The organism is Mycobacterium sp. NPDC004974, assembly GCF_053600815.1.
Map to the genome: position 1 here is coordinate 174,362 of NZ_JBSGAQ010000013.1, position 24,905 is coordinate 199,266.

23 protein-coding genes are annotated in these 24,905 nt (G+C 67.1%); 11 read left to right on the forward strand and 12 right to left on the reverse strand.

Going from position 1 to position 24,905, the window contains the following annotated elements:
• Positions 1-45 precede the first annotated feature (45 nt).
• Positions 46-516 (forward strand): hypothetical protein, encoded by a 471-nt coding sequence (locus tag ACWEFV_RS25285; RefSeq protein WP_450072189.1) that lies wholly within the window; start codon positions 46-48, stop codon positions 514-516.
• A gap of 107 nt (positions 517-623) precedes the next feature.
• Here ACWEFV_RS25285 and ACWEFV_RS25290 read toward each other — a convergent pair whose 3' ends face one another.
• From ACWEFV_RS25290 to ACWEFV_RS25300, 3 genes are read right to left on the reverse strand one after another with little or no spacing between them, the layout of a single operon-like run.
• Entirely contained in the window at positions 624-1,301 is a 678-nt protein-coding gene (locus ACWEFV_RS25290; RefSeq protein WP_286175073.1) for a YoaK family protein, read from the reverse strand.
• A gap of 54 nt (positions 1,302-1,355) precedes the next feature.
• On the reverse strand, positions 1,356-2,567 hold the full coding sequence (locus tag ACWEFV_RS25295) for an MFS transporter (protein ID WP_450072190.1): 1,212 nt from the start codon (positions 2,565-2,567) through the stop codon (positions 1,356-1,358).
• An 18-nt stretch (positions 2,568-2,585) separates the two neighbouring features.
• Positions 2,586-3,062 carry a MarR family winged helix-turn-helix transcriptional regulator gene (locus ACWEFV_RS25300; protein ID WP_135456106.1) on the reverse strand — a complete coding sequence of 159 codons (477 nt, stop codon included), beginning with the start codon at positions 3,060-3,062 and terminating at the stop codon, positions 2,586-2,588.
• A 104-nt stretch (positions 3,063-3,166) separates the two neighbouring features.
• On the opposite strand from ACWEFV_RS25300, the gene ACWEFV_RS25305 reads away from it, so the two are divergent.
• Positions 3,167-5,212, forward strand: coding sequence for an ABC transporter ATP-binding protein (locus ACWEFV_RS25305; RefSeq protein ID WP_450072191.1), 2,046 nt, complete (start codon positions 3,167-3,169; stop codon positions 5,210-5,212).
• A complete protein-coding gene (locus ACWEFV_RS25310) occupies positions 5,209-6,051 on the forward strand; it encodes a CbiQ family ECF transporter T component (protein ID WP_450072192.1) in 843 nt (280 codons plus the stop codon). Before ACWEFV_RS25305 ends, ACWEFV_RS25310 begins: the two co-directional genes overlap by 4 nt.
• Here ACWEFV_RS25310 and ACWEFV_RS25315 read toward each other — a convergent pair.
• On the reverse strand, positions 5,941-6,873 hold the full coding sequence (locus ACWEFV_RS25315; protein ID WP_450072213.1) for a DUF4349 domain-containing protein: 933 nt from the start codon (positions 6,871-6,873) through the stop codon (positions 5,941-5,943). The genes ACWEFV_RS25310 and ACWEFV_RS25315 overlap by 111 nt on opposite strands.
• Before the next feature lie 306 nt (positions 6,874-7,179).
• Between ACWEFV_RS25315 and ACWEFV_RS25320 the strand changes: the two genes are divergently transcribed.
• The gene (locus ACWEFV_RS25320) at positions 7,180-7,569 is read left to right on the forward strand and encodes a hypothetical protein (RefSeq protein WP_450072193.1); all 390 of its coding nucleotides are present in this window, start codon (positions 7,180-7,182) and stop codon (positions 7,567-7,569) included.
• 56 nt (positions 7,570-7,625) lie between these two features.
• Here ACWEFV_RS25320 and ACWEFV_RS25325 read toward each other — a convergent pair whose 3' ends face one another.
• The 3 genes from ACWEFV_RS25325 to ACWEFV_RS25335 all read right to left on the reverse strand — a co-directional run bounded on the left by ACWEFV_RS25325 (position 7,626) and on the right by ACWEFV_RS25335 (position 10,699).
• Positions 7,626-8,951 carry an ABC transporter substrate-binding protein gene (locus ACWEFV_RS25325; RefSeq protein WP_450072194.1) on the reverse strand — a complete coding sequence of 442 codons (1,326 nt, stop codon included), beginning with the start codon at positions 8,949-8,951 and terminating at the stop codon, positions 7,626-7,628.
• A 76-nt stretch (positions 8,952-9,027) separates the two neighbouring features.
• Positions 9,028-9,840, reverse strand: coding sequence for a carbohydrate ABC transporter permease (locus ACWEFV_RS25330; RefSeq protein WP_450072195.1), 813 nt, complete (start codon positions 9,838-9,840; stop codon positions 9,028-9,030).
• Complete coding sequence (locus tag ACWEFV_RS25335; RefSeq protein ID WP_450072196.1) at positions 9,827-10,699, reverse strand: carbohydrate ABC transporter permease; 873 nt, start codon at positions 10,697-10,699, stop codon at positions 9,827-9,829. Before ACWEFV_RS25335 ends, ACWEFV_RS25330 begins: the two co-directional genes overlap by 14 nt.
• 198 nt (positions 10,700-10,897) lie before the next feature.
• Between ACWEFV_RS25335 and ACWEFV_RS25340 the strand changes: the two genes are divergently transcribed.
• Positions 10,898-11,680, forward strand: coding sequence for a cutinase family protein (locus tag ACWEFV_RS25340; RefSeq protein WP_450072197.1), 783 nt, complete (start codon positions 10,898-10,900; stop codon positions 11,678-11,680).
• A gap of 64 nt (positions 11,681-11,744) precedes the next feature.
• Here the strand turns inward: ACWEFV_RS25340 and ACWEFV_RS25345 are convergent, their stop codons facing one another.
• Both ACWEFV_RS25345 and ACWEFV_RS25350 read right to left on the reverse strand, forming a co-directional pair.
• Positions 11,745-12,731: an NAD-dependent epimerase/dehydratase family protein gene (locus ACWEFV_RS25345; protein WP_450072198.1), complete on the reverse strand. Its 987-nt coding sequence runs from the start codon at positions 12,729-12,731 to the stop codon at positions 11,745-11,747.
• A 150-nt stretch (positions 12,732-12,881) separates the two neighbouring features.
• The gene (locus ACWEFV_RS25350) at positions 12,882-14,549 is read right to left on the reverse strand and encodes a sulfatase-like hydrolase/transferase (protein WP_450072199.1); all 1,668 of its coding nucleotides are present in this window, start codon (positions 14,547-14,549) and stop codon (positions 12,882-12,884) included.
• Positions 14,550-14,582: 33 nt separating this feature from the next.
• Here ACWEFV_RS25350 and ACWEFV_RS25355 point away from each other — a divergent pair, with 33 nt between their 5' ends.
• Genes ACWEFV_RS25355 through ACWEFV_RS25370 form a run of 4 tightly spaced genes read left to right on the forward strand, consistent with a single transcriptional unit; the run spans position 14,583 to position 18,757 of the window.
• Positions 14,583-15,137, forward strand: coding sequence for an AAA family ATPase (locus tag ACWEFV_RS25355; RefSeq protein ID WP_450072200.1), 555 nt, complete (start codon positions 14,583-14,585; stop codon positions 15,135-15,137).
• A gap of 35 nt (positions 15,138-15,172) precedes the next feature.
• Positions 15,173-16,690 (forward strand): TldD/PmbA family protein, encoded by a 1,518-nt coding sequence (locus ACWEFV_RS25360; protein ID WP_450072201.1) that lies wholly within the window; start codon positions 15,173-15,175, stop codon positions 16,688-16,690.
• The gene (locus ACWEFV_RS25365) at positions 16,687-18,048 is read left to right on the forward strand and encodes a metallopeptidase TldD-related protein (protein ID WP_450072202.1); all 1,362 of its coding nucleotides are present in this window, start codon (positions 16,687-16,689) and stop codon (positions 18,046-18,048) included. The genes ACWEFV_RS25360 and ACWEFV_RS25365 overlap by 4 nt, the downstream gene beginning before the upstream one ends.
• A gap of 13 nt (positions 18,049-18,061) precedes the next feature.
• Complete coding sequence (locus ACWEFV_RS25370; protein ID WP_450072203.1) at positions 18,062-18,757, forward strand: YwaF family protein; 696 nt, start codon at positions 18,062-18,064, stop codon at positions 18,755-18,757.
• On the opposite strand, the gene ACWEFV_RS25375 is transcribed toward ACWEFV_RS25370, so the two are convergent.
• The 3 genes from ACWEFV_RS25375 to speB are packed head-to-tail and all read right to left on the reverse strand — an operon-like array spanning position 18,714 to position 22,754.
• Positions 18,714-20,195, reverse strand: coding sequence for a sodium:solute symporter (locus ACWEFV_RS25375; RefSeq protein WP_450072204.1), 1,482 nt, complete (start codon positions 20,193-20,195; stop codon positions 18,714-18,716). The two genes, ACWEFV_RS25370 and ACWEFV_RS25375, sit on opposite strands and share 44 nt — an antisense overlap.
• 14 nt (positions 20,196-20,209) lie before the next feature.
• Positions 20,210-21,814, reverse strand: coding sequence for a thiamine pyrophosphate-binding protein (locus tag ACWEFV_RS25380; protein ID WP_450072205.1), 1,605 nt, complete (start codon positions 21,812-21,814; stop codon positions 20,210-20,212).
• Positions 21,807-22,754 carry an agmatinase gene (gene speB / locus ACWEFV_RS25385; RefSeq protein ID WP_135456052.1) on the reverse strand — a complete coding sequence of 316 codons (948 nt, stop codon included), beginning with the start codon at positions 22,752-22,754 and terminating at the stop codon, positions 21,807-21,809. The genes ACWEFV_RS25380 and speB overlap by 8 nt, the downstream gene beginning before the upstream one ends.
• 272 nt (positions 22,755-23,026) lie before the next feature.
• Here speB and ACWEFV_RS25390 point away from each other — a divergent pair, with 272 nt between their 5' ends.
• Complete coding sequence (locus ACWEFV_RS25390; protein ID WP_450072206.1) at positions 23,027-23,932, forward strand: Lrp/AsnC family transcriptional regulator; 906 nt, start codon at positions 23,027-23,029, stop codon at positions 23,930-23,932.
• Between the two features lie 22 nt (positions 23,933-23,954).
• Positions 23,955-24,782 carry a carboxymuconolactone decarboxylase family protein gene (locus ACWEFV_RS25395; RefSeq protein WP_450072214.1) on the forward strand — a complete coding sequence of 276 codons (828 nt, stop codon included), beginning with the start codon at positions 23,955-23,957 and terminating at the stop codon, positions 24,780-24,782.
• The last annotated feature ends 123 nt before the right edge of the window (positions 24,783-24,905 follow it).

Genomic DNA, 24,905 nt, shown 5'->3' on the forward strand with positions numbered 1-24,905 from the left:
GAATTCGCGGTCTGGCCCGCCTCGGGTGTGCGGGACGATTGCTTCGTGAGCGTCGAATGGTATGCCGTGTTTCCGACCGATCCGCGATGGGTTCCCAGCCTGGATCGCGAGGACGCCGCGCGTGCCGTGTTCGAGGTGCTCATGGGAAGCGATATCGAGATCAAGGTGAACCGGCCCGGCCGGGTGGTGTTGGAGGACGCCGGTGAGTGCCTTGAAACCATCGGTTGCCCGGCATGCGGGACTTTGGTGGGCGAGAACCCGAAGAACATGGAGTGGTGGGTTGCCCAGTTGAACCGTGCGTGGACGGATGCCATGGGGTTCTGGCCGCTGGATGTGACGACGCCGTGTTATGGCACTCGGACTTCATTGAACGATCTGGTGTACGACGCGCCCCAGGGCTTCGCGTCCTGGTCGGTCGCGGCGCGAGACCCGGTGTACGCGATGGACGAAGACAAGCTGGCGCTGGTCGGCGCGGCGCTCGGACACCCTGTTCGTTGGACTCATCGGCACACCTGATCGCGTTACACACGCGGAGTCTGATCGTCTGTGGCGCATCGAGATTGACGTGAGGGCCGTGAATCTCGCCGGATCACGACCCTCACGTCAATCTCGGCGAGCGGCCGCTATTTCAACAACGCGTGACGATCGAAGTAGAAGTACGTGTACCCCGCGGTGATCCCACACACGAGGGTGGCCACGAGCAGCATCTGGGATCCGCTGACCACGACGCTGATGAGGCCACCGACGACGGCGCCGCCGGCGAATCCGGCCCAGAGCAGGAAATATCCCAGCCAATCACTCAGCCGGCCTCCGCTGATGTGGCGTTCGATGCCCTGTCCCATTTTCACCAGCGTCCCGGTCACATAACTGAGCGGGATCGACACCTCGCCGTCCTTGACGAACGACGTGTTCAATGCGCCGATGCCGAAGGCCACGAACAGGATTGGGACGTACGGAACATCGCGGGCGGTCCAGCCGCGTTCGAGGATGTCGACCACGGTGGACACCACCAGCGCCAGCGTCGTCAGCACGGTGGCGCCATGCGGGTGATTGACCCAGAGATGGCGGCGGCACAGCGATGCGATCACCACACCGCCGACAAAGGATGCCAACAGCAGTGCGGCGCCGATCGCCAGCCACGTCTCGTCCTGGAACAGCCCGAGGAAGGCCCGCTCGGTATTGCCCGTCATGAAGGTGACGAAGTACCCCGCCGAATGGGTGAACGCCGCTGCCCCCAGTAGTCCGGCCAGGCCGGCCAGAACCCATGACAACCGGGCCTCGCCGTCGAACTGTTGCGACATGTCACCCATTGTGGGGAGCGTTGCCGACGCTCGGGGTGGGATTCGCCGCCGGCGTCAGCTGTCGGAGCCGACCGTGACCGCAGTCGCCTCGTCGGTCAGCTCGTCGAGTTCGTCCTCTTCGACATCGATCCCGACGAGGTGCGGACGGGTCAGGGTCAGCACCCCGGCACCGGCCAGCACGGCGACCGCGCCCACCCAATACGGCAGGTGCACGCTGACCTGCTCGCCGAGCACCCCGGCCAGCCAGGGCGCCACGGCGGCACCGCCGAAGCGCAGGAAGCTGTAGGCGGCCGAGGCGACACCACGCTCCACCGGGGCCGCCTTCATCACGGTTTCGGTGATCAGCGTGTTGTTGATGCCGATGAACAGGCCGGCGATCACCACACCCGATGCCAGGACTGTCTTGGAATCCGTCCACACCGCCATCACGGCCAGCACGGCGGTGAAGGCGAGCAGGTTGAGGATGAGTACCCGCACCGTGCCGAAACGGTGCTGCAGTCGTGGGGCCACCACCACGGAGGTGAACGCCAACGCCAGACCCCAGCCGAAGAAGATCAGCCCGATCTGATGGGCGGTCATGTCCAGCGGGAACGGGGTGAAGGCCAGCAGGGTGAAGAACCCGAAGTTGTAGAACAGTGCGGTGATCGAGACGCCGAGCAGTCCGCGGTGGCGCAACGCCCGGAACGGATCGGCAAGTGTGGTGGCGCGTTCGGCGCGCGGCGTGGCCGGGAGCAGGAAGGCGGTGATCACCAGGGCGAAGGCCATCAGCGCCGAGACGCCGAAGAACGGGCCGCGCCAGGAGATCGAGCCGAGTACACCGCCGACCAGTGGGCCGACCGCGATGCCCAGGCCCAGCGCTGCCTCATAGAGGATGATGGCTTGTGCCACAGAGCCTTTCGCGGAGTTGACGATGGTGGCCAGCGCCGTGGCGATGAACAGGGCGTTGCCCAGGCCCCAGAGTGCGCGCCAGCCCACGATCTCCATCACGGTGTCGCTCATCCCGGCCAGGCCGGCCCCGGCGATGATGATCACCAGGCCGAGGAGCAGGGTGCGCTTGGGGCCGATGCGGCTGGACACCACGCCGGTGATCAGCATCGCCACGCCCATCACCGCCATGTAGCTGGTGAACAGCAACGACACCTGCGACGGCGAGGCGTCGAGGTTGTCGGCGATCGGTTTGAGGATGGGATCGACCAGTCCGATGCCCATGAAGGCGACGACGGAGGCAAAAGCGACGGCCCATACGGCCTTGGGTTGGCGCCACATCAGGGCGGTAACTCCTATCTAGTTTTTGAGCGGCAGTGGATGCTCGTCGACGTCGGTGAGCAACCGTCGAACGATGTCGACGGAAGCTGCCAACGTCTTGCGCTCCTCGGCGGTCAGGCGTTCGAGCCGAGGGTTGATCACGGCGGCGCGATCGGCCCTGGCCTGCTCCAGGGTCTGCCGGCCCTGCTCGGTGATGCGGATCAAAACCGCGCGGGCATCGCCGGGATCGGTGGTGCGTGACACCAGGCCGGCGTCTTCCAGACGGCGAACCTGGGTGGTCATGGTCGGCTGGGAGCAGTGATCGAGATAGGCGAGGTCGGAGATTCGTGCCTCGCCTTGATCTTCGATGGTGGACAGCAGCCGGGCCTGAGCCCAGGGCAGTGGTAGCCGGGTGCGCTGGGTGGCCAGCCTGTTCAACCGGGCGACGACTGCCAACAGGTCAGCGCCGAGTTCGGTGTCGTCGGATACCGTGGCATCCTCGGTCGGGGTCGACATCCCCCCATATTACATAGATTTACTATGTAGTCTAGTCGGCGGGCGTGCCCGCGCTCACATGACGGGCACCCGACACCCGCGATCGCGGCTGGCAGAATCGAACGATGACCGCGATACCCCCGGCGACGACGCCTCGGCGCGGCCTCACTCCCGGCGAGCTTGCGCAGGCCGCGGTGATGGCTGCACTCTGTGCGGCCACCGCGATCATCGCCGTGGTGGTGCCGTTCGCCGGCGGGCTTTCGGTGCTCGGAACGGTGCCCATGGGCCTGCTGGCCTACCGCTACCGGCTGCGGGTGCTGCTCGCGGCCACCGTCGCCGCGGGCACGATCGCCTTCCTGATCGCCGGCATGGGCGGAGCGATGACAGTCTTCGACTGTGCCTACATCGGCGGACTGACCGGCGTGGTCAAGCGCCGTGGCCGCGGCACCGGAACGGCGTTCGTGGCCGCCATCGTGGCCGGGGCGCTGTTCGGATCGGCGATCATCGTGGCGCTCACCGTGTTGACGAGGTTGCGCAGCTTGATCTTCGACTCGCTGAGCGCAGGCATCGAAGGGATCGCCAAGGTGCTCGAGCGCATCCCGGTGATCGACGTGGCCGCCGCACCGCTCAGGAACATCTTTGCCACGATGATCGACTACTGGCCGGTGCTCATGCTGTTCCTCGGCATCGCCAGCATCACCTCGATCAGCATGATCGGCTGGTGGGCCCTTTCGCGCATCCTGGCCCGGCTGCTCGGGGTCCCCGACGTCCACAAGCTCGACGCCGAGGACGAGGACGACGCAGCGCCGATCGCTCCTGTCCCGGCCCGGTTGATCGACGTGCGGTTCCGGTACCCCGGCGTCGAGCGCGACGCGCTGGGCCCGGTGTCGATGGAATTGCAGCCAGGCGAGCATGTCGCGGTGACCGGGCCGAACGGCTCGGGCAAGACCACGCTCATGCTCATGCTGGCCGGGCGCCAACCCACCGCGGGCAGCATCGAGCGGGCCGGCGCCGTGGGGCTGGGTCGCATCGGCGGCACCGCAGTGGTGATGCAACATCCGGAAAGCCAGGTACTCGGGAGCCGGGTGGCTGACGACGTGGTGTGGGGACTGCCCGTCGGCGCGACTGTCGATGTGGAGCGGCTCCTGGCCGAAGTGGGACTGTCCGGCCTGGCCGAACGTGACACCGGAGGATTGTCCGGTGGCGAACTGCAACGATTGGCCGTCGCCGGGGCGCTGGCCCGCGAACCCTCGCTGCTGATCGCCGACGAGGTCACCAGCATGGTCGACCAACAGGGCCGCGACACCTTGATGAACGTCTTGTCGGGGCTGACCGATCATCACCAGATGTCGTTGGTGCACATCACGCACTACAACGACGAGGCCGATTCCGCCGACCGCACCGTGATGCTCAACGGCAACGGCGGCACCGCAGACAATACCGACATGGTGCAGACCTCCGCGGTGCCCGTCGCCGCAACGCCCGTCGTGCACAACGCCGCGCCGGTGCTGGAACTGACCGGTGTCGGACACGAGTACGCCAGCGGAACCCCTTGGGCGAAAACGGCTTTGCGTGACATCACGTTCACCGTCAACGAGGGCGACGGAGTCCTGGTGCACGGCCTGAACGGTTCCGGCAAATCGACCCTGGCCTGGATCATGGCCGGGCTGACGGTTCCCACCTACGGCGCCTGCCTGCTCGACGGGGTTCCGGTGGCGCAGCAGGTGGGTTCGGTGGCGATCTCGTTCCAGGCCGCCCGGCTGCAATTGATGCGCCCCACTGTGGGGCGTGAAATCGCCTCCGCTGCAGGCTTCTCGGCGCGCGAGCACGACCGCGTCGCGGGGGCGCTGGAGATGGTCGGACTGGATGCCGCACTGGCCCAGCGCCGTATCGACCAGCTCTCGGGCGGTCAGATGCGTCGCGTCGTACTGGCCGGATTGTTGGCCCGCTCGCCGCGCGCGCTGATCCTCGACGAGCCGCTGGCCGGACTGGATGCCGCCAGCCAACGGGGGCTGCTGCGGTTGCTGGAGGACCTGCGGCGCAACAACGGGCTGACCGTCGTCGTCATCTCGCACGATTTCACCGGACTGGAGGGCCTGTGCCCGCGCACGCTGCACCTGCATCACGGTGAACTCGCCCTCGCCCCGACAGCTGCCGGAGGTGCCCGATGACCGCTCCGACACGAGGACAACGCAAGCCTGTCGTGCTGTTGCGTCCGGTGCCCGGCGACACCGTCATCCACCGGTTGTGGGCCGGTACCAAGCTGCTCTCCGTGGCGGGTATCGGTGTGCTGCTGACCTTCTATCCCGGATGGGTGCCGATCGGCGCCGTCGCGGTGCTGGTGCTGGTGACCGCGAGACTGGCGCACATTCCGCGTGGCGTCCTGCCGTCGATCCCGTTCTTCCTGTGGATCCTGCTGGTCGTGGGCGGGGCACTGGCTGCGCTGGCCGGCGGCTCCCCGTTTGTCGACATCGGGTCGGTGCAACTCGGTCTGGGCGGGCTGCTCAACTACCTGCGGGTGACCGCGCTGGCGATCGTGCTGCTGGGGCTCGGCGCGCTGGTGTCGTGGACGACCAACGTCGCCGACGTCGCCCCGGCGGTGGCCACGCTGGGCCGTCCGCTGCGGGCGCTGCGCATCCCCGTGCACGACTGGGCGGTGACGATTGCGTTGGCACTGCGGGCTTTCCCGATGCTGATCGACGAGTTCCGCACGCTGTATGCGGCGCACCGGCTGCGCCCCGTCGAACCGGCCGAGACGTTCCGGGCACGGCGCAGGCAGCGGATCGCCAATCTGATCGATCTGCTGGCGGCCGCGGTCACCGTGGCGTTGCGCCGTGGCGACGAGATGGGTGATGCCATCACCGCGCGCGGGGGCGCCGGCCAGATCTCGGCGGCACCGTCAGGGCCCCGGGCGCGGGATTGGATCGCCTTCGCCATCCTCGTGCTGGTCTGCGGCGGTGCCCTGGCTTTGGAGCTGACTGTCCTGCCCACCAGCCTGCCGCGGCGCTGACGGCCGGTCGGGACGCGACCGGAGAAGCCGGATGACGGCCACGATGATCACTGCCGCGATGACGACGGCCGCCAGCCACGGCAGGAGCAGGCCGAACACCATCACCGCCCCCGACGCCACCGAGACCAGGCCGTGCCACCCGCGCTCGACTTGCCCCCAGAACCCCTGATACTGCGGCGCGGGGCCGCCGATCTGCTCCGCGGTGATATCGAGATTGACCGTGCTGTAGTCGATCTGGTCACCGAGCTGGGTGCGCTGCGCGCGCAGGCTGTCGAGGTCCGCCTGGCGCTGTGACAACGCGTTCTCGGCCTGGATGAGGGCCTCGGGATCCTTGGCGTCCCGCATGATCCCCAGCAGCCGGTCCACCGAGGTCTGCAGCGCCTTGATGCGCGCGTCGAGGTCGACGCGCTGCGAGGTCACGTCATCGGCGCGGACCTCGACGGTCTGCACCGTGCCGAGTTTCTTGAACTCGTCAAGGGTGCCTTCGAGTTTGGCGGCCGGGACCCGCAGCGCCAGTGAGATGTGGGCGTGGCCGGAACTGGAGCCGGCGTCCTCGGACCGGCTGTCGATCCGGCCGCCGGCATCGGTGGCAAGCGATACGGCCTTGTCCGCAACCGCAGTCGGATTGCCGGTGGTGATCGACATCGATGCGGTCTTGACGATGTCGCGTTTGACCTCGGTGGGTATCGGCGCGTTCTTCATCCCCGGACCGGCCTCGGGTGCCGGGGCCGCCGGGGCGAAACCGGCATCGCTCTGAGTGGCCGCCGGTGCCGAGGAATTGGGGGAGTGCCCGGCCGCGCAGGCCGGCGCGGCAGCCAACATGGCCGCGGCAAACAGTCCCACCGTCAGTCGGCGGTGGCGGGATGCACTGGTGTGCTGGGGCATCAGCCCAATGTAGGCGAAGTGCTGTGAGGCACGTGTTGAATTCCTGATGCCCCGGACGTGGAGCGATCGGTCACCAGAGCATCCGGCAGTGCTGGGCACAAGGGAGCTTTGTGACCACACAAGGTCAAGACCTCTTTTGAATGCCGGCTGGGCGGCGAACCATCAAAAGCATGAAATGCCCAATCAACAAGGGACGCAAAGTCTGCGCCTTGTTGGCCGCTACGAGAGTCTTATGAGGTCAGGATGTTGAAGATTGTTCGTCACATTTCATACGCATTCATGGGATACGTGTTTCTGCTTTGCACGTTCGCCCTGCAGGGGCAGTTCGAAGTGGCCTTGGCCTACCGAAGTGGTTGGGCTGCAGTCGCCGGTGTGGCCCTGGGAGGCTCCCTTATCGCAGCCGTAATGTGTTTCCGCAAGCAGGTCCTGAAGCTGGCCGAGTGCCGAAGGAATCGCCATCCCCTCCATTGCGGGAACATCTTCGCCGAACCCCTCAGCCAAGAGGAACTCGATCAGTACTACGTGAATTATCGCGGCGGTCGGCGGCGTGGCCAGTTGGCGGTGGCGCCGCGCGCATGGTGGCCCAACCAGAGTGAAGCACCGGAGCCTGTGCCGAGTCGGTTGTCGGCATGATCCCGCGGTCACTGGAGGGGTCCGCACACCTGCCTGGCAGAGCCGTCGGCAGTTCCCTAACGTGCGGCGGCCGTGTTCGCCGCCCACTGGGCGTCGGCCAGAGACTTCTCGATGTCACGGCGGCCCAGGAACATCTCATCGAAATACGGCTTGAGAGCCTGATATCCGGCCGGGAAGCCGGCTGCGCCGGGCGCTGGGATGCGCGGCCCCCGCAGCACCCGGAAGAAGGGGCTGACGTCGACTCCGCGTGCTTTCCAGTAGTCGTGGTAAACGGGCTGGGCGGCCAGTACGGCCGGAATGGCGGCGCCCTCGACACCCAGGTACTCGTTGCCGCGCTTGCTGCCCATCCAGGACAACACCTCGCGCACCGCATCCGGGTGCCGGGTGGCCGAGTTCGCCGCTGCAGCAATGCCATTGGTGACACTGACCCGGCCTTTTGGGCCCGCCGGCAGCATCGCCACACCCCACCGGAACCGGGCTTGATTCGCAATGGCGGCCAGGTTGTAGGTGCCGGACTGGAACAGGGCCATCCGACCCTGCAGGAAGGTGTTGCGGGAGAAGTCTCCGTTGTTGTTGGTGGCCGAGGCCGGTGGGGCGACGTGATCGTCGTTGATCAGCCGAACCAGATAGGTGAACGCCTCGACGGCCTGCGGGTTGTCGAAGGCGAAGCGGTCACCGATGTTGAAGATGCCGCCCGCCGAGCCGATGTAGTTGAGATAGATGCCCTGAAGGTCGTTGGCGGCGTTGTAGCCCCACTGCCGGATGCGGCCGATGTCGAAACCATCCGTGCCGGCCGAGCGGCCCTGCTCGTCGATGGTGAGCCGGGCCGCCAGCGATCGCAGTGTGTCGTCGGGTCCATTCGACCATCGCAGCGTGGTCAGTTCGGCGAGATCCACTCCGGCGGCGTCGAGCAGGTCCGCGTTGAAGTACACCGCGATACCGGCATCGGTCAGTTGCGGAACCGCCCACAGGGCGTCGTTGCGGGTGAACTGGTTGACCACCGAGGGCTCCCAGGCACGGGCGGCGTTGGCGCCCAATGCCTGTCCGATGTCGAGCAGTCGGCCGTTGTCGGCATAACCGGCCAGGTAGGCGTTGGACAGCCAGAAGATGTCGTCGGCGCTGCCGCCGGCCACATCGGTGCGCAGACTGTCGAAGTAGGCCGAATACGCGACGGTGTTGACCCGCACCTCGATGTCCGGGTGTTCCTTGCCGAACTCGGCGAAGGACTCCCGGTAGGCCGCCGCGACCTGCGGATCCCACAACCGCACGGTGACGACGGTGCGGCCTTCGGGTTCGGTGGTGTGGCCGAGCAGCACCGCGGCGACGAGCAGGACGACCATGGTCAGCGCGAGGCCGATCGCGGCCATCGTCGAGCGCCTCATGGCCGCTGCCTACCGCGAGATCGATGTGAGGGTCGTTGCGGCGGTGTGTTCACAGCCCTGGTGTCGATCTCGACGCTCATTTGATCCCCGTCACGACGATCGAGCGGACGATGTTGCGCGAGAACGCGATGAACAACACGATCAGCGGGACGATCGCCACCGTGGTCGCCGCCATCACCAGCGTCCACTGCGCGTTGTACTGCGTCTGCAGCCCGGCCGTCGCGACGGTGAGCACCTGCCACTTGCTGCCACTGGTGATCACCAGTGGCCACAGGAAGTTGTTCCACTGGCTCACCACGGTGATCAAGGCCAGGGTCACCAGGATCGGCCGGCTGGCCGGCACCACCACATGGGTGATCACGTCCAGGGTGTGAGCGCCATCGAGGCGGGCTGCGTTGATCAGGTCGCGCGGAATGGACCGAAAGTACTCGCGCAGCAGGAAGATCGCGTACGGCGAGCCGAACATGAACGGCAGCACCAGCGCCCAGAAGGTGTTTCGCAATCCGGCCTCGGCCATCATCAGATACAGCGGCACCACGGTCACCGTCGCAGGCACCATCAACGTTGCGATGTAGACCCAGAACAGTGCGTCACGGCCGGGAAACTGGAGCTGGGCAAAGGCATAGGCGGCCAGTACCGAGAACACGAGTTGGCCCAGCAGGATGACGGCGGTCATCAACGCGGTGACCACGATGGCGCGACCGAACCCGGCGTCGGCCAGCCCGGTGTAGTTCTCCAGCGTCGGCGGCGTGGGCAGCGACGGCGGGGGATCGGTGGCGAACTGCTCGGCCGAGGTGAACGAGGTGAGCAGCCCGAGTCCGAAGGGCAACAGGGTGATCACCGCGCCGAGGAGCAGCCCCACGTAGATCAGTGCGTTACGTGAGGTCATAGCTGATCCTGCGGCGGAAGTAGATGTGCTGGAGGAGCGTGATCCCGACGAGGATGACGAACAGCACGATGGCCATCACCGAGGCGCGGCCCACCGCGGCCGCGCCGAACGCCTCGGCATAGATGCGGTGGGCGATCAGGTCCGTATGGCCCTGCGGCCCACCCGCGGTGAGCGCATACACGGTGTCGAATACCTGCGCGGCGCTGACGATTCCGGTGACCAGGACGAAGAACATGGTCGGGCGCAGCATCGGCAGGGTGATGTGGCGGAACCGCTGCCAGTCGGTGGCGCCGTCGGTGCGGGCAGCGTTGTGGACATCGGCCGGGATGTTGAGGATGCCGGCCAGAAAGAACAGCGTCACGTAGCCGACATTCGTCCACACCACCACGGCCGACACCACCGGAAGCGCGAGGCCCGGATCCGTGAGCCAGTCCACCTGCCGGCCCAGCACAGTGCTCAGCGCCCCATCGGTGGGAGCCAGGATCCACTTCCACAACACGGCGATGGCCAGGGGCGCGCAGATCCACGGCAATACGTAAACGGTGCGGAAGAAGCCGGTGCCGGGGAGTCCGCGGGCCAGCAGCGATGCTGCGATCAGTCCCAGCACGGTTTGGGTCGGCACCACGAGGAGCACGAACAGCAGCGTCACGGCAAGCGAGGTGGCGAACGACGAATCGGTGAGTACCGATGCCCAATTATCCAGTCCCACATACTCGATCGGACCGAGCAGGTCCCACCGCTGCAGGCTCAGCCAGACCACCACCAGCATGGGCAGCAACAGGAAGGTGGCTACGCCGAACAGGCTGGGGGCGACAAGCGCGTACCCCAGTGCGGTGGTGCGGACACGCGAGGTGGCCATGGGGCCATTAAAGCCGGTCATGACCTCCGGACGCCACGCCGGGCACCGAACGCCCAACCACAACGCCGGAATGCCGCTGGGTCATCCCGGTGCGGGAAATTTGCTCAGATGACGTACATCACTTGACCGCTTCGGAATCGGAATCCCGGCTTCGCGCTTGTAGCAAGTAACAACGACAGACGGACTGGGGGCCAACTCATGAGCACACCGCAGCGTGCCCAAACGGGCGTTTCGATCACGAGGGTGGCACAGGCCATGCTCTTCACCGTGCTTGCTGCGGCCGCCCTGGTCCTTGGCTCGCTGGCAGGCCCGATCGCCTCGGCCAATGCCGACGACGGGTGTGCCGACGTCGAGGTCGTGTTCGCCCGGGGGACCAACGAAGCGCCCGGTGTGGGAGCAACCGGGCAGGCGTTCGTCGACGCACTCAGCGCCGACTTGCCCGGCAAGACGGTCGACGTCTACGGGGTGAACTATCCCGCATCGCTGAACTTCGGCCAGGCTGCCGACGGCGTCGCCGATGCCAGCAACCGGATCCAGTCGGTCGCGGCGAACTGCCCGGCGACCAAGATCGTGCTCGGTGGTTACTCACAGGGCGCCGCGGTGGCCGGTTACACCACCGCCGGCAGCGTGCCCGCCGGATTCGTGCTGCCCGCCGGGATCAGCGGCCCGATGCCTGCATCGGTCGCCTCGCATGTCGCGGCTGTGGCCTTGTTCGGGACGCCTGACGAGTGGGTTCTGGGCTTGGCGGACCGCAGCGCACCGCCCATCGCCATCGGCCAGCCCTATGTGGCCAAGACTATCCAGATGTGTGCACCAGGCGATCCCATCTGCTTCCCCGGGGGTCTGAACCGCGCCGCCCACAGCTCCTACAAGGACAACGGGATGGCAATCCAGGCAGCTGATTTCGCGGCTCGCCAGCTCGGCGGTGCGGCACCCTCGGCGCCCCTGGTGCAGACCGCGGGCGAGGTCACCGGTAACTGACACCAACCGAACAGGCCGACGGCCGGAAGTGGGTCCCATCGGACCGCTTCCGGCCGTTGCTTTGTCAGCCGTCGAGCTCTCGAAATCCGGCGACGGTGTCGGCCAGCGTGATTCGTGGATCCCGGTAGGTGATGCCGAGATCGCGCTCACTCGGTGAGTCGTCGGATGCCGGCATCTGCGTGTAGTACTGCATCCCGGCTTCGGTGAACGGTGTCTGGAACGGCAAGAACGGACCCATTCGGTCGAGCACCTGTCCGGCGACGCGGAGCACCGTGTCGGGAACCGGGACGGCGAACATCGTCTTGTCGCCGACCTCGGTGAGTAGTTTGGCCAGCTGGTCCACCGGAATGCGATGTCCGCCCGCCATATACCGGCGGGGTCCGCGTCCGGGCTCCAGAAGCGCGACATGCAGGGCGGCCAGGTCGCGACCGTCGACGATGGTCCAGGCCGCGCTGCGGCCGGGGATCGCTCCGAGTTGAAGTGCGGCGGCGACGCCCTCGCCGGCTTCGCCGAACTGGTTGCCGACCGGCGGACCCATGACCATGCCGGGATAGGTGATGTTCACCGGCGCGCCCGCGTCCTGCATTCCGCGGGCGTAGATCTCGACCTGGGCCTTGGACCGTCCATAGCCGTCGGTCCCGCCGAACACCGGCAGGTCCGCATCCAGTGTCTCCACGTCGGGATTGAACAGCGCGGTGATGCTCGAAACGTGAATGATCGGATCGAGGCCCAGTTCTGCGGCGCCGCCGAGCACGTTCCGAGCACCATCCATGTTGGTGCTCATCATCTGGGCGGTCTGGCTCGGATCGGTGGCGACGAGCGCCGCACTGTGCAGGACGGCATCGCAGCCCTCGAGTGCGCCCATGACCGAGTCGCGGTCGGTGATGTCTCCGACGGCGTAGTCGGAGACATCGACCCCGAGCTTGGCGACGCTGGTCTGCAGCCGGTCCGGATTGCGCACCAGAAAGCGGACGGAATGACCGGCGTCGGCAATCGCTTTCGCGCTCCACCCGCCCACAAATCCGGTACCGCCGGTGACCAACACGCGCATGACGCCAACCTCCTAGCGAACCAACGACTTGTCGCAAGGACGCTAGTACGTCGGGCGCCGCCGGGAGGTGATTTCAGCGTCCGTGCCTGTCGGGTCGGCTCAGCCTCCGTGCTGGCTTGGTCGGCTCAGCCTCGTGCTGATTTGGTCGGCTCAGCCTCCGCGAAGCGTCGCGAGTTCCCTCATGTTCGCCAACCCCTGCTCCTGCGCCTCATCGAGGAAGTGCGGCAGCCGGGCTCGCAGTTCGGGCAGCACCTCGTGGTCGAGCAATGCCTGCAGGTCGGCCTGCTTGGCGCTGCGGCCGGCCTGGTTGTCGAGCTCCTGGACGCCGGAATCGGTTGCATAGTCGTACAACTCGTGATGGATGGGCCGCGAGGTGTCGATATCCATGCTGCCGGGCTTCCAGTACGTGTACATGCCGAGCTTGGCTTCCGGGGTACGCACGGCCACGATGTGGCTGGGCGCCGATGTCGGGATGTTCGTCGGTGGGCCGGCAGCGCCGAATATCTTCTGCGCGATAGGGGATTTCAGCAGCGCGGCCATTTCCTCCACGGACATGTCGTCGGTGGCATGCGCGATCCACGGTCGGCCCGGGGCCGTGGCGTTGGCAGCGATGTCGGCGATGTCGGCGCGGCTCCCCAGGTAGGAGTAGCGAGAGTCCGTGCGCCAGCCCGAGCCGCCGTGCGCGATGCTCAGCAGGAGTGGGGCCAGGTCGGCGCTGGAAGTCAGCTGGGTGCGGGTGTCACCGGGTGCAGGTGTCAGGCGGCCTGACGGGTCACGGATGTAGAGCGGCACCCGGATGCTCTCCTCGTAGACCGCTGCGCCTTTGCCGCGCAAGCCGTGCGACCCGGCGTACTCGCCGTGGTCGGAGGTGAACACGACAACGGTGTTGTCGTCGATCTCCGGCCGGGCCGCGAGGGTGTCGAGCACCCGGCCGATCTGAGCGTCCACCTGCTGATGCAGCCACAGGTACATGTCGAGGCACCGCGCCCACTGCGCGGCTGCCTCTGGTCCGGTGTAGTCCATCGCGCCGGTCATCAGCGGTGACGTGAAGTTCATGTAGTCGATCTGCAGCTGAGGCTTGCCGCGGAGCCGCAGGTCCTCGGCGGTCTCGAAGTTCACCGGCTTGGCGTTGAACCAGTGCGGAACATCTTCCGGCAGAGGGTTTTTCGGCCACCAGCAGATATCGTGCGGGTTGACCAGCGACACGGTGGTGCACCACGGGCCCTCGCCGGCATGGGCGTCGAACCATCCGGTGAACTGATCGACGATCGACGGGTCCTGCTGCAGGCCCTGGTTCGGTGCGCCGTTGGGGGACGGGTAGGTGCCGCCGGAGAAGCCGTGGACGTCCAGGCCGTCGGGGGTGTTGTCGGCCACGCTGCCCAGGTGCCACTTGCCCCACCACCAGGTGCGGTAGCCGGCGTCGCGCAGCATCGTCCCCCAGGTCGGGAACCGGGCCGCCAGCGTCGACTCGGTGGGGCCTTCACCGGTGTACAGGCACCCGGTCTGATGGGAGTACAGCCCGGTGGTCAGCACCCCGCGCGACGGCGTGCACATGTTCGACGCGCTGTAGTGCGAACCGAACGTGGTGCTGCGGGACCGCAGCCGGTCGAGGTTGGGCAGCAGTGCGCCGAGCTGCTGTGTATCGGGGAACCACTGCGGCGCCCGCATCTGGTCAACGATGACGACGAGGATGTTGGGCTGGCCGGCCGTGCCTGGGCCGCGTCTGCCCAGTAGTTCATAGCCGCCGAATCCGACCGCGGCCGCGCCGGCGGCCACTGCCGCACCACCCAGGACTGTCCGCCTGCTGAGCTCTGCCATGTCCTCACGGTAGGCCTCGCTACGATCGGTCGGGTGTTGACGGCTCAAGATCCAGTGACCTGGGAGCCGCGGCGCATCGCCGTCGCCGGGGTAACGGGGTCGGGCAAGACAACCCTTGCGACGCGACTGTCGCACGAATTCGACCTTCCGTACGTCGAGATCGACAGCCTCTATCACGGACCCGGGTGGGAACCCCGACCCACGTTCATCTGCGACGTCGAGCAGTTCACCGCGGGGGATTCCTGGGTGATCGAATGGCAGTACCGCGCCGTGCGCAGCCAAATCGTGGCGCGCGCGGACACGCTGCTGTGGCTTGACCTACCGACCGCGGTGGCCCTGCGCCAGTTGACGCGTCGCACCCTTCGCAGACGCGTCGGCCGCGTCGAGTTGTGGAACGGCAATATCGAACCGCCGCTGCGCACAATTTTCACTGACCCGGACCACATCTTGCGCTGGGGCTTTCGCACCCGAAACAACCTCCGCGACACCGTCCCTGCGCTGGGATCGCAGGTGCCCCATCTGCACGTCGTCCGCTTCACGCGCCACCGTGATGTCGAGGCCTGGATGAGCCGCGCTGCTCCCACCTGAACCAAGTCGCCCCGCGGCGCCGCTACCGTGGGGGCGTGACAGCTCAACGACGCGTGGACGCCGATTTTCTGGAGCTGCCCCGGTTCGAGTTGGCTGACGCGGCACTGTCCGCGGCAGCCGCCGCCGGCGCCAGCTACGCCGACCTGCGGATTCACCGCATCACCACCGAGATCATCCAATTGCGCGACGGTGAGTTGGAGATGTCCGTGGTCAACCGCGAAGTCGGCCTGGCGGTGCGGGTGATCGTGGACGGCGCGTGGGGATTCGCCTCCCACGCCGAGCTGGCGCCCGAGGTGGCCGCCGAGACGGCGCGTCGCGCAGTGCAGGTGGCCACGACGCTGGCGTCGTTGAACGCCGAGCGCATCGAATTGGCCGGCGAACCGGTCTACACCGACGTGACCTGGGTGTCGAACTATGGCGTCGACCCCTTCGTCGTCCCCGCCGCCGACAAGATCGGTCTGCTCGGCGAATATTCCGGCCGGTTACTGGCCGCCGACGGCGTGAACCATGTGTCGGCGGGAGTGCATGCGGTCAAGGAGCAGACTTTCTACGCCGATACGTTCGGATCCTCGATCACCCAACAGCGGGTGCGGGTGATGCCGACGATGGAGGCGGTGGCAGTCGACTCGGCCGCCGGGTCATTCGAGACCATGCGCACGTTGGCCCCGCCGACGGCGCGGGGCTGGGAAGCACTGGCCGGTGACGACGTGTGGGACTGGACGTCCGAGCTGGCAGAGTTGCCTACCTTGCTCGCCGAGAAGACCAAGGCGCCTTCGGTTGTCGCGGGCCCCACCGACCTGGTGATCGACCCGTCCAACCTGTGGCTGACGATTCACGAATCAATCGGGCACGCCACCGAATACGACCGGGCGATCGGCTACGAGGCGGCCTACGCCGGGACGTCGTTCGCCACTCCGGACAAGCTCGGCAGCATGCGCTACGGCTCGCCGGTGATGAACGTGACCGCCGACCGCACGGTGGAATTCGGCTTGGCCACCGTCGGTTTCGATGACGAGGGAGTGCGGTCGCAGAGCTGGGACCTGGTGCGGGACGGCGTCTTCGTCGGCTACCAGCTGGACCGGGTGTTCGCCCCGCGTCTCGGGCAGGCTCGTTCCAACGGCTGCTCGTATGCCGACTCGCCACACCATGTCCCGATCCAGCGGATGGCCAATGTGTCACTGCGGCCCGGTCCGGAGGACCTGAGCACGCAAGACCTGATCTCGCGGGTGTCCGACGGCATCTACGTCGTCGGCGACAAGTCATGGTCGATTGACATGCAGCGGTACAACTTCCAGTTCACCGGTCAGCGGTTCTATCGGATCCGCGACGGCAGGCTGGACGGTCAGCTCCGAGACGTGGCTTACCAGGCCACCACCACCGATTTCTGGGGTGCGATGGAGGCGGTCGGCGGGCCGTCCACCTGGCGCCTCGGCGGCGCGTTCAACTGCGGCAAGGCCCAGCCCGGGCAGGTGGCACCGGTCAGCCACGGCTGCCCGAGCGCCCTGTTCCGCGGCATCAACGTACTGAACACCCGGACGGAGGGCGGCCGATGATCGGCGCGCAGCAGGTCGTCGACATCGCTTTGGGCGCAGCAGATCCTGGCACGGAAACCATCGTGCTGGTCACCGACCGGGCCGACGCATCGCTGCGGTGGGCGGGCAACTCGATGACCACCAATGGTGAGACGGTCAGCCGTACCATCGCGGTGATCTCGATCGTGCGCCGCGGTGACAAGGCACATGTCGGGTCGGTGCGCTCCACCGAAGTGGACCCGGCGGTGATCCCGGAACTGGTGGCTGCCGCCCAACGGGCCGCGGTGGCGTCGCCCGCGGCGCGCGATGCCGCACCGCCGTTGCCGGGCACCGGGGTGCCGGCCGACTGGGATGCACCGGTCGCGGGCACCGGTGCGCAGGTGTTCACCGGCATCGCCGATGATCTGGCCAAGGGGTTCGCCGGTTCCGACCAGCTCTACGGATATGCCCGCCACGTCATGGAGACGACGTTCCTGGCCACCTCAACCGGCCTGCGCCGGCGCTACACCCAGCCGACCGGGTCGGTGGAGATCAACGCCAAGCGGGACGGGGCGAGCGCCTGGGCCGGGGTGAGCACCCCGGATTTCGCTGATGTGCGGGTGGATTCTCTGCTCGACGAGTTGTCGCTGAAGCTGGGGTGGGCGCAGCGTACGGTCGAGCTGCCGGCCGGCCGCTACGAGACGCTGATGCCGCCCTCGACCGTGGCCGACATGATGATCTATCTGACCTGGGCGATGGACGGCCGCGGCGCGCAGGAGGGACGTACGGCGCTGTCGGCACCCGGCGGGACCCGGGTGGGGGAGCAGCTCACCGATCTGGGATTGACGCTGTACTCCGACCCGTTCGCGCAGGCGCTGGCCTGCCAACCGTTCGTCGCGGTACCGAGTTCCTCGGAGCGGGTGTCGATATTCGACAACGGCATGGACATCGACCGGGTGGATTGGATCCGCGACGGGGTGGTCAACGCACTGGCCTATCCAAGGGCCGTGGCCGCCGAATACGGCACACCTGTTGCGGTGCCCGCTGACAATCTGCTGATGACCGGTGGCACAACCGAATTGGCCGATATGATCGCCGGCACCGAACGTGGACTGCTGTTGACCACGCTGTGGTACATCCGCGAAGTGGACCCGACCGTGCTGCTGCTGACCGGGCTGACCCGTGACGGCGTGTACCTGGTCGAGGACGGCGAGGTGAGCGCCGCGGTGAACAACTTCCGGTTCAACGAGAGCCCGCTGGACCTGTTGCGGCGCGCCACGGAGGCCGGCATCAGCGAGTTTACCCTGCCGCGTGAGTGGGGTGACTGGGCCACCCGCGCGTCTATGCCGACGCTGCGGATCCCGGATTTCCACATGTCCTCGGTGAGCCAGGCGCAATGAGCTAGGGAGGCCGATGTTGTTGTCCCAACGGCAATTCACGGTTTACGGCCCGTCGCACTGGGCCGCGATCGCCGTGTTCGTCGTTGGGGCGGTGCTGATGGTCTGGCTCGGACGGCGCCAGAACGAACGGCAGTCACGGGTGTTCGGCCGGATCCTGGGCGCGCTGACAGCCGCGATATACGTCGCGATGCTCGCCTACACGCTCATCCCGCCGTCGATCGAGCGGTCCGTGCCGTTGCGACTGACCGATCTGGCGACCGTCGTCGGCGCTTACGCGCTGTGGTCGCAGCGGCACTGGGCATTCGTGCTCACCTATTACTGGGGTCTGGTGCTGAGCACGCAGGCGCTGATCTCACCGGTGCTCAAGAGCCCGGATTTCCCGCACTACGAGTTCCTGGCGTTCTGGTCGATTCACCTGATGGTGGTCTGGGCGGCCATCTATTTGACCTGGGGCCGCGGCATGCGTCCCCATTGGCGTGACTATCGACTCGTGGTGGTGGTGACGGTGGTGTGGGCCGGGGTCACCATGGCGTTCAACGGTATTGCGGGAACGAACTATGGCTTCCTCAACGCCAAACCCGCGACCGCGTCGTTGCTCGATCTGATGGGGCCCTGGCCGGTCTACGTCTTGGTGGCCAGTGCGTTGGTGGCTGTGGTGTGGGCGCTCATGACGTGGCCATGGGAGCGTCGGAGTGCTCGCGGCCGTTGAGCCGGTCGTCCCACACCTGGAGCACCTCCGCGGAAGTGCGTGGAGTCGCCAGGCTGACAACGATGTACGTGATCAGGCTGGACACCAGGCCGAAGTAGATGGGCTCGTTGGCCAGCACGTCGCCGACGACGGCCATGGTGCCCAGCGTGACGAGTGTGCCGACCGCCATTGCCGCCAACGCGCCGGCACCGGTGGCGCGCTTCCACAGGAAGCCGCCGAGAATCGGCACCAGGAGCCCGCCGACAAGGATGTCGTAGGCGATGGTCAGAGCGCCGACCACGTCGTTGAGCAACGCGGCGATGACGATGACGATGACGCCGAGGACCGCGACGTAGCGCCGGTCGGAATGCACGTCCACCTCTGGGTTGTCGGCGTGGTCCTGGTTGTCGGGGCTCATGCCGGCCAGCCGCAGCAGCATCGGTTTGATGTCGGTGCGGGCCACCGTGGCGGTCGCGATCAGTGCGCCCGATGCGGTCGACATCATCGCCGCGACGGCAGCGGCGAGCACGATGCCGCTGATGCCCACGGGCAGAATCGCTTCCGCGATCTGGGCGTACACGTCGTCCTTGGCCTTGACGTCGGGCATGAAGGTCGATGCGGCCAAGCCGATCAACGCCCCGGCGATTCCGTAGAACACGCAGTAGATCGCGGCCGTCGTCCCGCCCCACCGGGCGACCTGCGGCGAACGCGCGGTGAACACCCGCTGCCAGATGTCCTGTCCGATCAGCATTCCGAAGCTGTAGACCACGAAGAACGTGATGATGGTGTCGGTCCCGATCGAGGTGAGGCTGAATACGGCGTCACCGGCACGGTCGCGGATGCCGTCGAAGCCGCCGGCCCGGTGCCAGGTGAACGGCAGCAGCAGGAAGAACACGCCGATGGTCTTGAGGACGAACTGGACCATGTCGGTCAGGGTGATCGACCACATGCCACCGATCGAGGAGTAGAGCATCACCACAACGCCGCCGATGATCACCGAAAGCGTTCTGCCCGTGCCGAACAGCACGTTGAACACCGTCGCGTAGGCGATGGTCGAGGTGACCGACAGCATCAGGGTGTAGGCGGCCATGACCACCCCGGAGGCCGAGGTCGCGTCGACGCCGTAGCGCAGGCTCAGCATCTGCGCGACGGTGTAGACCCGAAGGCGCTGAATCGGTCCGGCGAAGAACAGGCTCAGCGCCAGCAGGCCGATGGCGATCGCCACCACCAGCCACATGCCCGAAATTCCCCACTTGTAGCCCAGACCCACGCCGCCGACGGTCGAGGCGCCGCCGAGCACGACGGCCGCCATGGTGCCGGTGTACAACGTGGGCCCGAGGCGCCGGCCCGCGACCAGGAAGTCAGCGGAGTCCTTGGTCCGGGTCTTACCCCAGAACCCGAAGGCGAGCATCGCGAGGAGGTAGATCACGACGATCGCGATATCGACTGGTTTGCCCACGATGATTCCTTCGGTCAGAGGTGAGTGGGAGCGAACATCTTCAGCACTGCGGGCAGGACAACCACGGCCGGGCCGTCGGTGTCGAATGTGGCGGCCACGATCTCGCCGACGTTGTCGGGCGTGGCGGTGTGCGCGGGGATCCCGAAACTCGCCGCGAGGCGGGCGAAGTCGGGTCGGGCCAGTTCGGTGGCGGTCGCGGTGCCGAACTCGGCAGTCATGTACTCCCGGAGGATGCCGTATCCGCCGTCGTCGACGATTAGCCAGGTGACGTTGGCGTCATGCTGGCGGGCGGTGGCCAGTTCGGCAATGGAGTACATACCGCCGCCGTCACCGGACACCGCGAACGTGCGCTCGCCGGTGGCGATCGCCGCGGCCAGCGCGGCCGGGAACGCGAAACCCAAACCCCCTGCGCCCTGGGCGGAATGGAACCCACCGCCTTGCGGGTCCCACACCGACCAGGCCCAGTAGCCTGCGATCGTCATGTCCCAGAAGGTGTCGGTGCCCGCTGGCACTGCGGCCCGCAGGTCGGCCATCAGCTGCAGTTCGGTGGCCACATCCTGTCCGGCGAGCCTGTCCTGCACAGCTTTCCGCAAGTTGGCGGCCTGGGCAGCACCCGCGGCGTTGTCGCGCGATTCGACCAGCTCGGTCAGCGCGCGCATGGCCTGCGCGGCGTCGGCGTGGATGGCGAGCGCGGGGTGGTTGGCCTCCAGCACGCGCGCCTCGGCGTCGATGTGGATGAGCCGGCCCTTCGGGGCGAATGTGAAGTAGTTACTGGTGACCTCACCCATCGCGGTGCCGACGGCCAGCAGCACGTCGGCGTTCTCCAGCATCTCGGTGGTGTAGCGGTCCTCGATCCACGAGGCGGCCGACAGCGGGCGGTCGAAGTCGATGGCGCCTTTGCCGCCGACCGTGGAAACCACGGGGGCGCCCAGCTTTTCGGCCAATGCCACCAACGTGTCCGGTCCGCCGGGGGAGCGACGCACGCCACCGCCGGCCAAGATGACCGGCCGCTGCGCGGAGTTCAGCAGCGCCGCGGCCTCCTGGATCAGTTCGCGGCGCGGGACACGGTGCGTCGGGGTCACATCGAGCGCCGCCACCGGCGGCACCGTCGTCGGCTCCAGCAGCACGTCCTGCGGGATCTCCACCCAGGTCGGCCCGGCCGGAGCTGAGCGTGCCAACGCGTAGGCGTCGGCGATGAGGCTGGGGATTTCGGCGGCGTGGCGCACGGTGGCAACGCTTTTGGTGACGTTGACCGCGCTGGCCTTCTGATCGTCGAGTTGGTGCAGCATGCCGCGGCGCAGGCCCATGCCGGATCGCGGGACCTGGCTGGCGATCACCAGCACCGGAACCCCGGTGGCGTAGGCCTCCTGCAGCGCGCCGAGCGCGGTCAATGCGCCGGGCCCGGTGGACAGGAACAGCACGCCGACCTCGCCGGTGACCCTGCTGTAGCCGTCGGCGCCGAATGCCGAGTTGTTCTCCACCCGTGAACTGACGAACGTCAGGTCACTGCGCCGGATCGCGTCGAACAAGCCCAGTGCGTTCTGGCCGGGGATGCCGAACACGTGCGAGACACCTAGCGCGGTAAGGGTTTCGACGACGAGGTCGCCGCCGTTACGCATCGGGCCCCAAGGCCAGCAGGGACACCAGGTCATAGGCGACGTGTGACGCTGCGACACCGGTGATCTCGGCGTGGTCGTAGGCCGGGGCGACCTCGACCACGTCGGCGCCCACCAGGTTCAGCCCGCGGAACCCGCGCAGGATCTCCAGCAGTTCGCGGCTGGTCATACCGCCGGCCTCGGGGGTGCCGGTGCCGGGAGCGTGGGCCGGGTCGAGCACGTCGATGTCGATCGACACGTAGACGGGCCGGTTACCGAGGCGCTGGCGGAGTTTGTCGACAACCTCGCGCACGCCTTGGTAGTACACGTCGGACGAGGTGACGATGCCGAACCCGAAACGACGGTCGTCCTCGAGATCCTTCTTGCCGTACAGCGGTCCGCGGGTGCCGACGTGTGAGAGCGCCTCGGTGTCGAGGATGCCCTCTTCCACGGCGCGGCGGAACGGCGTGCCGTGGGTGTACTCGGCGCCGAAGTAGGTGTCCCAGGTGTCCAGGTGGGCATCGAAGTGCACCAGCGCGACGGGGCCGTGCTTGGCCGCGGCGGCGCGCAGCAACGGCAGCGCGATGGTGTGGTCACCGCCGATGGTCACCAGCTTGGTCCCGTCGGAGGTGAGGTCGCGGGCGGCACCCTCGATGGTCTCGATCGCCTCGTGGATGTTGAAGGGATTCACGGCGATATCGCCGGCATCGGCGACCTGGATGAGCTCGAACGGGGACACGTCCATGGCGGGGTTGTACGGGCGCAGTAGGCGCGAGGACTCGCGCACGTGAGTCGGGCCGAACCGGGCGCCGGGCCGGAAGGAGACGCCGGAATCGAAGGGCACCCCGGCCACGACCACGTCCGCTTTGGTCACCTGGTCGAGACGGGGCAGGCGGGCGAAGGTGGCCGGGCCGGCGAAGCGCGGGACCTTCGATGCGTCGACGGGGCCGATCGGGGCGGTCATGCTGTCACTTCCTCTGTGTTGGGGTGCGGTCAGGTCTGTCGTCACTTGCGGCCGTGACGATCCTTGCCCGAGGTCAATGTGATGTGCGTTACGGTAAACCCGCAGTTCAGGACATGCAATCGATTCGATCGTGACGTCCGGGTCAAAAGTATTGATATGCCGGGAGCGCGTGTTGTTTAGAGCACAAGACTCGGCATCTGATGGATCAGGCGATCTTTCTGCCGGTAGAATTGCGAGGAAAATTTTTCCGACCGATTTCAGGCGGTGCCCAGTTGGACGAGGTGGACGAGGCGATCATCAGCCTCCTCGAGGGTGACGGGCGGCTGACTCACCGCGATATCGCCCAGCGCGTGGGCTTGTCACGATCGGCGGCGGCGGCCCGGACGCAGCGCCTCATCGACGGCGGGCAGGTGGTGATACGCGGTGTCGTGCATCCGGCGGTGCTCGGTCGGGGAGCCCTGGCCCACGTCAGCGTGATGGTCGACGGACCGGTGGCGCGGATCGCGAGGGTGCTGGCGCAGCGCGTCGACGTCGCGTTCCTGTCGCTGACGAGCGGTGCGTACGGGTTGATCGCCGAGGTGCGGGTCGGATCGATCCGGGACATCGACGGCGTGATCGCCGAGTTGCGCGCGATGGCAGGCGTCGTGGGTGTCGACACGCTCACCTACGTCGAGGTGCTGCGTGACGTCGTCGGTCCGGTCGGTGATGTCAGCGTCGAGGTGGATGATCTGGATCTGGCCCTGCTGCGTGCGCTTCAGGATGACGGACGGGCCTCCTACGTGGATCTGGCCGAGACGGTGGGACTTTCACCCGCGGGAGCGCGACGGCGGGTGGTCCGGTTGGTCGAATCGCAGGTGGTGCGCATCGGTGCGGTGGTCCGGCATTCCGGGCAGGACCGCCAGAGCGCGCTCGGGCTCGGTATCCGGCTGACCGGAGCGGGGGGCGAAGTGGTGTCGGCGCTGCTGGGGATGCGATCGGTGATCTTCGTGGCCCGCACGCTGGGCCGGTTTGACCTGTTGGTCACGGTGCGGGCGTTCTCGGCCGCGCAGTTGGTCGAGATCCTCGATGCCGTGCGTGCATTGCCCGGCGTCGGTGTCGTCGACAGCTGGGTCCATCTGGACGTGGTCAAGGAGAGTTACGCCTCCGGTCTGGAGGTGTTGGAACCGGAGCCCGGGTAATCGCACAACTGCGCCGGTGTTGATGGATACTGCCGGTGTGTCTGCCGATGTGCTCACTGAGTTGACGGGTCTGGTCGCGGTATCGCCGCCGAGGCTGGGCGCTATCAATGCCGCGGTGCGTGAGGTTTGTGCCTCGACGCTGGGGTTGCCGCCGCTGCCGGCCGAGACCCGCGGCGGCGCCGTCGACCCGATGGTGACCGAATTCGCCGAGCAGTTCAGTACCGACGTCACCGGCATCAACAACGCGCATCGGGCTGCGTTCTCCGATCTTCTCGGGCGTGACGTGTTCACGGTGACGACGCTGATCTATGTGGCGGACTTCGTGCCGCGGATGCGCGCCGGGCTGACCGCCCTGGGCGTGGACTGGCCTGCCGGCCCCGTCGACTGGGACCACGACACCAATCCGGCGGACTATGTGCTGGACACCTTCGTTCCCGCTGTCGGCCGGATGCGCGAACTGGACCCGGTGACCTCCGAGATCGTGCGGCTGCGCGGGGCCCGCCAGCACAACTGCCGGCTGTGCAAGTCGCTACGGGAGTCCGCGGCGCTGGAGGCCGGGGCCACCGAGTCCGACTACGACGGTATCGACGACTTCGAGAACTCGGACCTGTCCGATCGACACAAAGCCGCGCTGCGCTATGTCGACGCACTCATCTGGACCCCGTCCCAGGTGTCCGGTGACGAACTACGTCAACACTTTTCGCCGGACGAGGCGATCGAGTTGACCCTCGACGTGATGCGCAACGCGTGCAACAAGGTCGCTGTCGCATTGGGCGCGGATGCCGCGCGCGTCGACGCGGGCACCGAGGAATACCGGCTGGGCGCCGACGGGCAGCCGATCTACAGCTAGCCCAGGCTCGGCGAGCCGTCCCACAGTTCCGCGTACGTAACGTGGTGGCGGAAATTCTCGAGCCTCGGCCGCGGTCCCCGACGCGCCATGACGCCAAGCGTTCCGTGAGGGTCCGTTGCCGGC

Coding starts and splice junctions, on each gene's coding strand:
- ACWEFV_RS25310 (WP_450072192.1), top strand. CDS start 5,209: ATGACCGCTCCGACACGAGGACAACGCAAGCCTGTCGTGCTGTTGCGT.
- ACWEFV_RS25305 (WP_450072191.1), top strand. CDS start 3,167: ATGACCGCGATACCCCCGGCGACGACGCCTCGGCGCGGCCTCACTCCC.
- ACWEFV_RS25320 (WP_450072193.1), top strand. CDS start 7,180: ATGTTGAAGATTGTTCGTCACATTTCATACGCATTCATGGGATACGTG.
- ACWEFV_RS25370 (WP_450072203.1), top strand. CDS start 18,062: ATGTTGTTGTCCCAACGGCAATTCACGGTTTACGGCCCGTCGCACTGG.
- ACWEFV_RS25340 (WP_450072197.1), top strand. CDS start 10,898: ATGAGCACACCGCAGCGTGCCCAAACGGGCGTTTCGATCACGAGGGTG.
- ACWEFV_RS25345 (WP_450072198.1), bottom strand. CDS start 12,731: ATGCGCGTGTTGGTCACCGGCGGTACCGGATTTGTGGGCGGGTGGAGC.
- ACWEFV_RS25325 (WP_450072194.1), bottom strand. CDS start 8,951: ATGAGGCGCTCGACGATGGCCGCGATCGGCCTCGCGCTGACCATGGTC.
- ACWEFV_RS25335 (WP_450072196.1), bottom strand. CDS start 10,699: ATGGCCACCTCGCGTGTCCGCACCACCGCACTGGGGTACGCGCTTGTC.
- speB (WP_135456052.1), bottom strand. CDS start 22,754: ATGACCGCCCCGATCGGCCCCGTCGACGCATCGAAGGTCCCGCGCTTC.
- ACWEFV_RS25315 (WP_450072213.1), bottom strand. CDS start 6,873: ATGTTGGCTGCCGCGCCGGCCTGCGCGGCCGGGCACTCCCCCAATTCC.
- ACWEFV_RS25330 (WP_450072195.1), bottom strand. CDS start 9,840: ATGACCTCACGTAACGCACTGATCTACGTGGGGCTGCTCCTCGGCGCG.
- ACWEFV_RS25380 (WP_450072205.1), bottom strand. CDS start 21,814: ATGCGTAACGGCGGCGACCTCGTCGTCGAAACCCTTACCGCGCTAGGT.
- ACWEFV_RS25350 (WP_450072199.1), bottom strand. CDS start 14,549: ATGGCAGAGCTCAGCAGGCGGACAGTCCTGGGTGGTGCGGCAGTGGCC.
- ACWEFV_RS25395 (WP_450072214.1), top strand. CDS start 23,955: ATGGATACTGCCGGTGTGTCTGCCGATGTGCTCACTGAGTTGACGGGT.
- ACWEFV_RS25290 (WP_286175073.1), bottom strand. CDS start 1,301: ATGTCGCAACAGTTCGACGGCGAGGCCCGGTTGTCATGGGTTCTGGCC.
- ACWEFV_RS25365 (WP_450072202.1), top strand. CDS start 16,687: ATGATCGGCGCGCAGCAGGTCGTCGACATCGCTTTGGGCGCAGCAGAT.
- ACWEFV_RS25295 (WP_450072190.1), bottom strand. CDS start 2,567: ATGTGGCGCCAACCCAAGGCCGTATGGGCCGTCGCTTTTGCCTCCGTC.
- ACWEFV_RS25300 (WP_135456106.1), bottom strand. CDS start 3,062: ATGTCGACCCCGACCGAGGATGCCACGGTATCCGACGACACCGAACTC.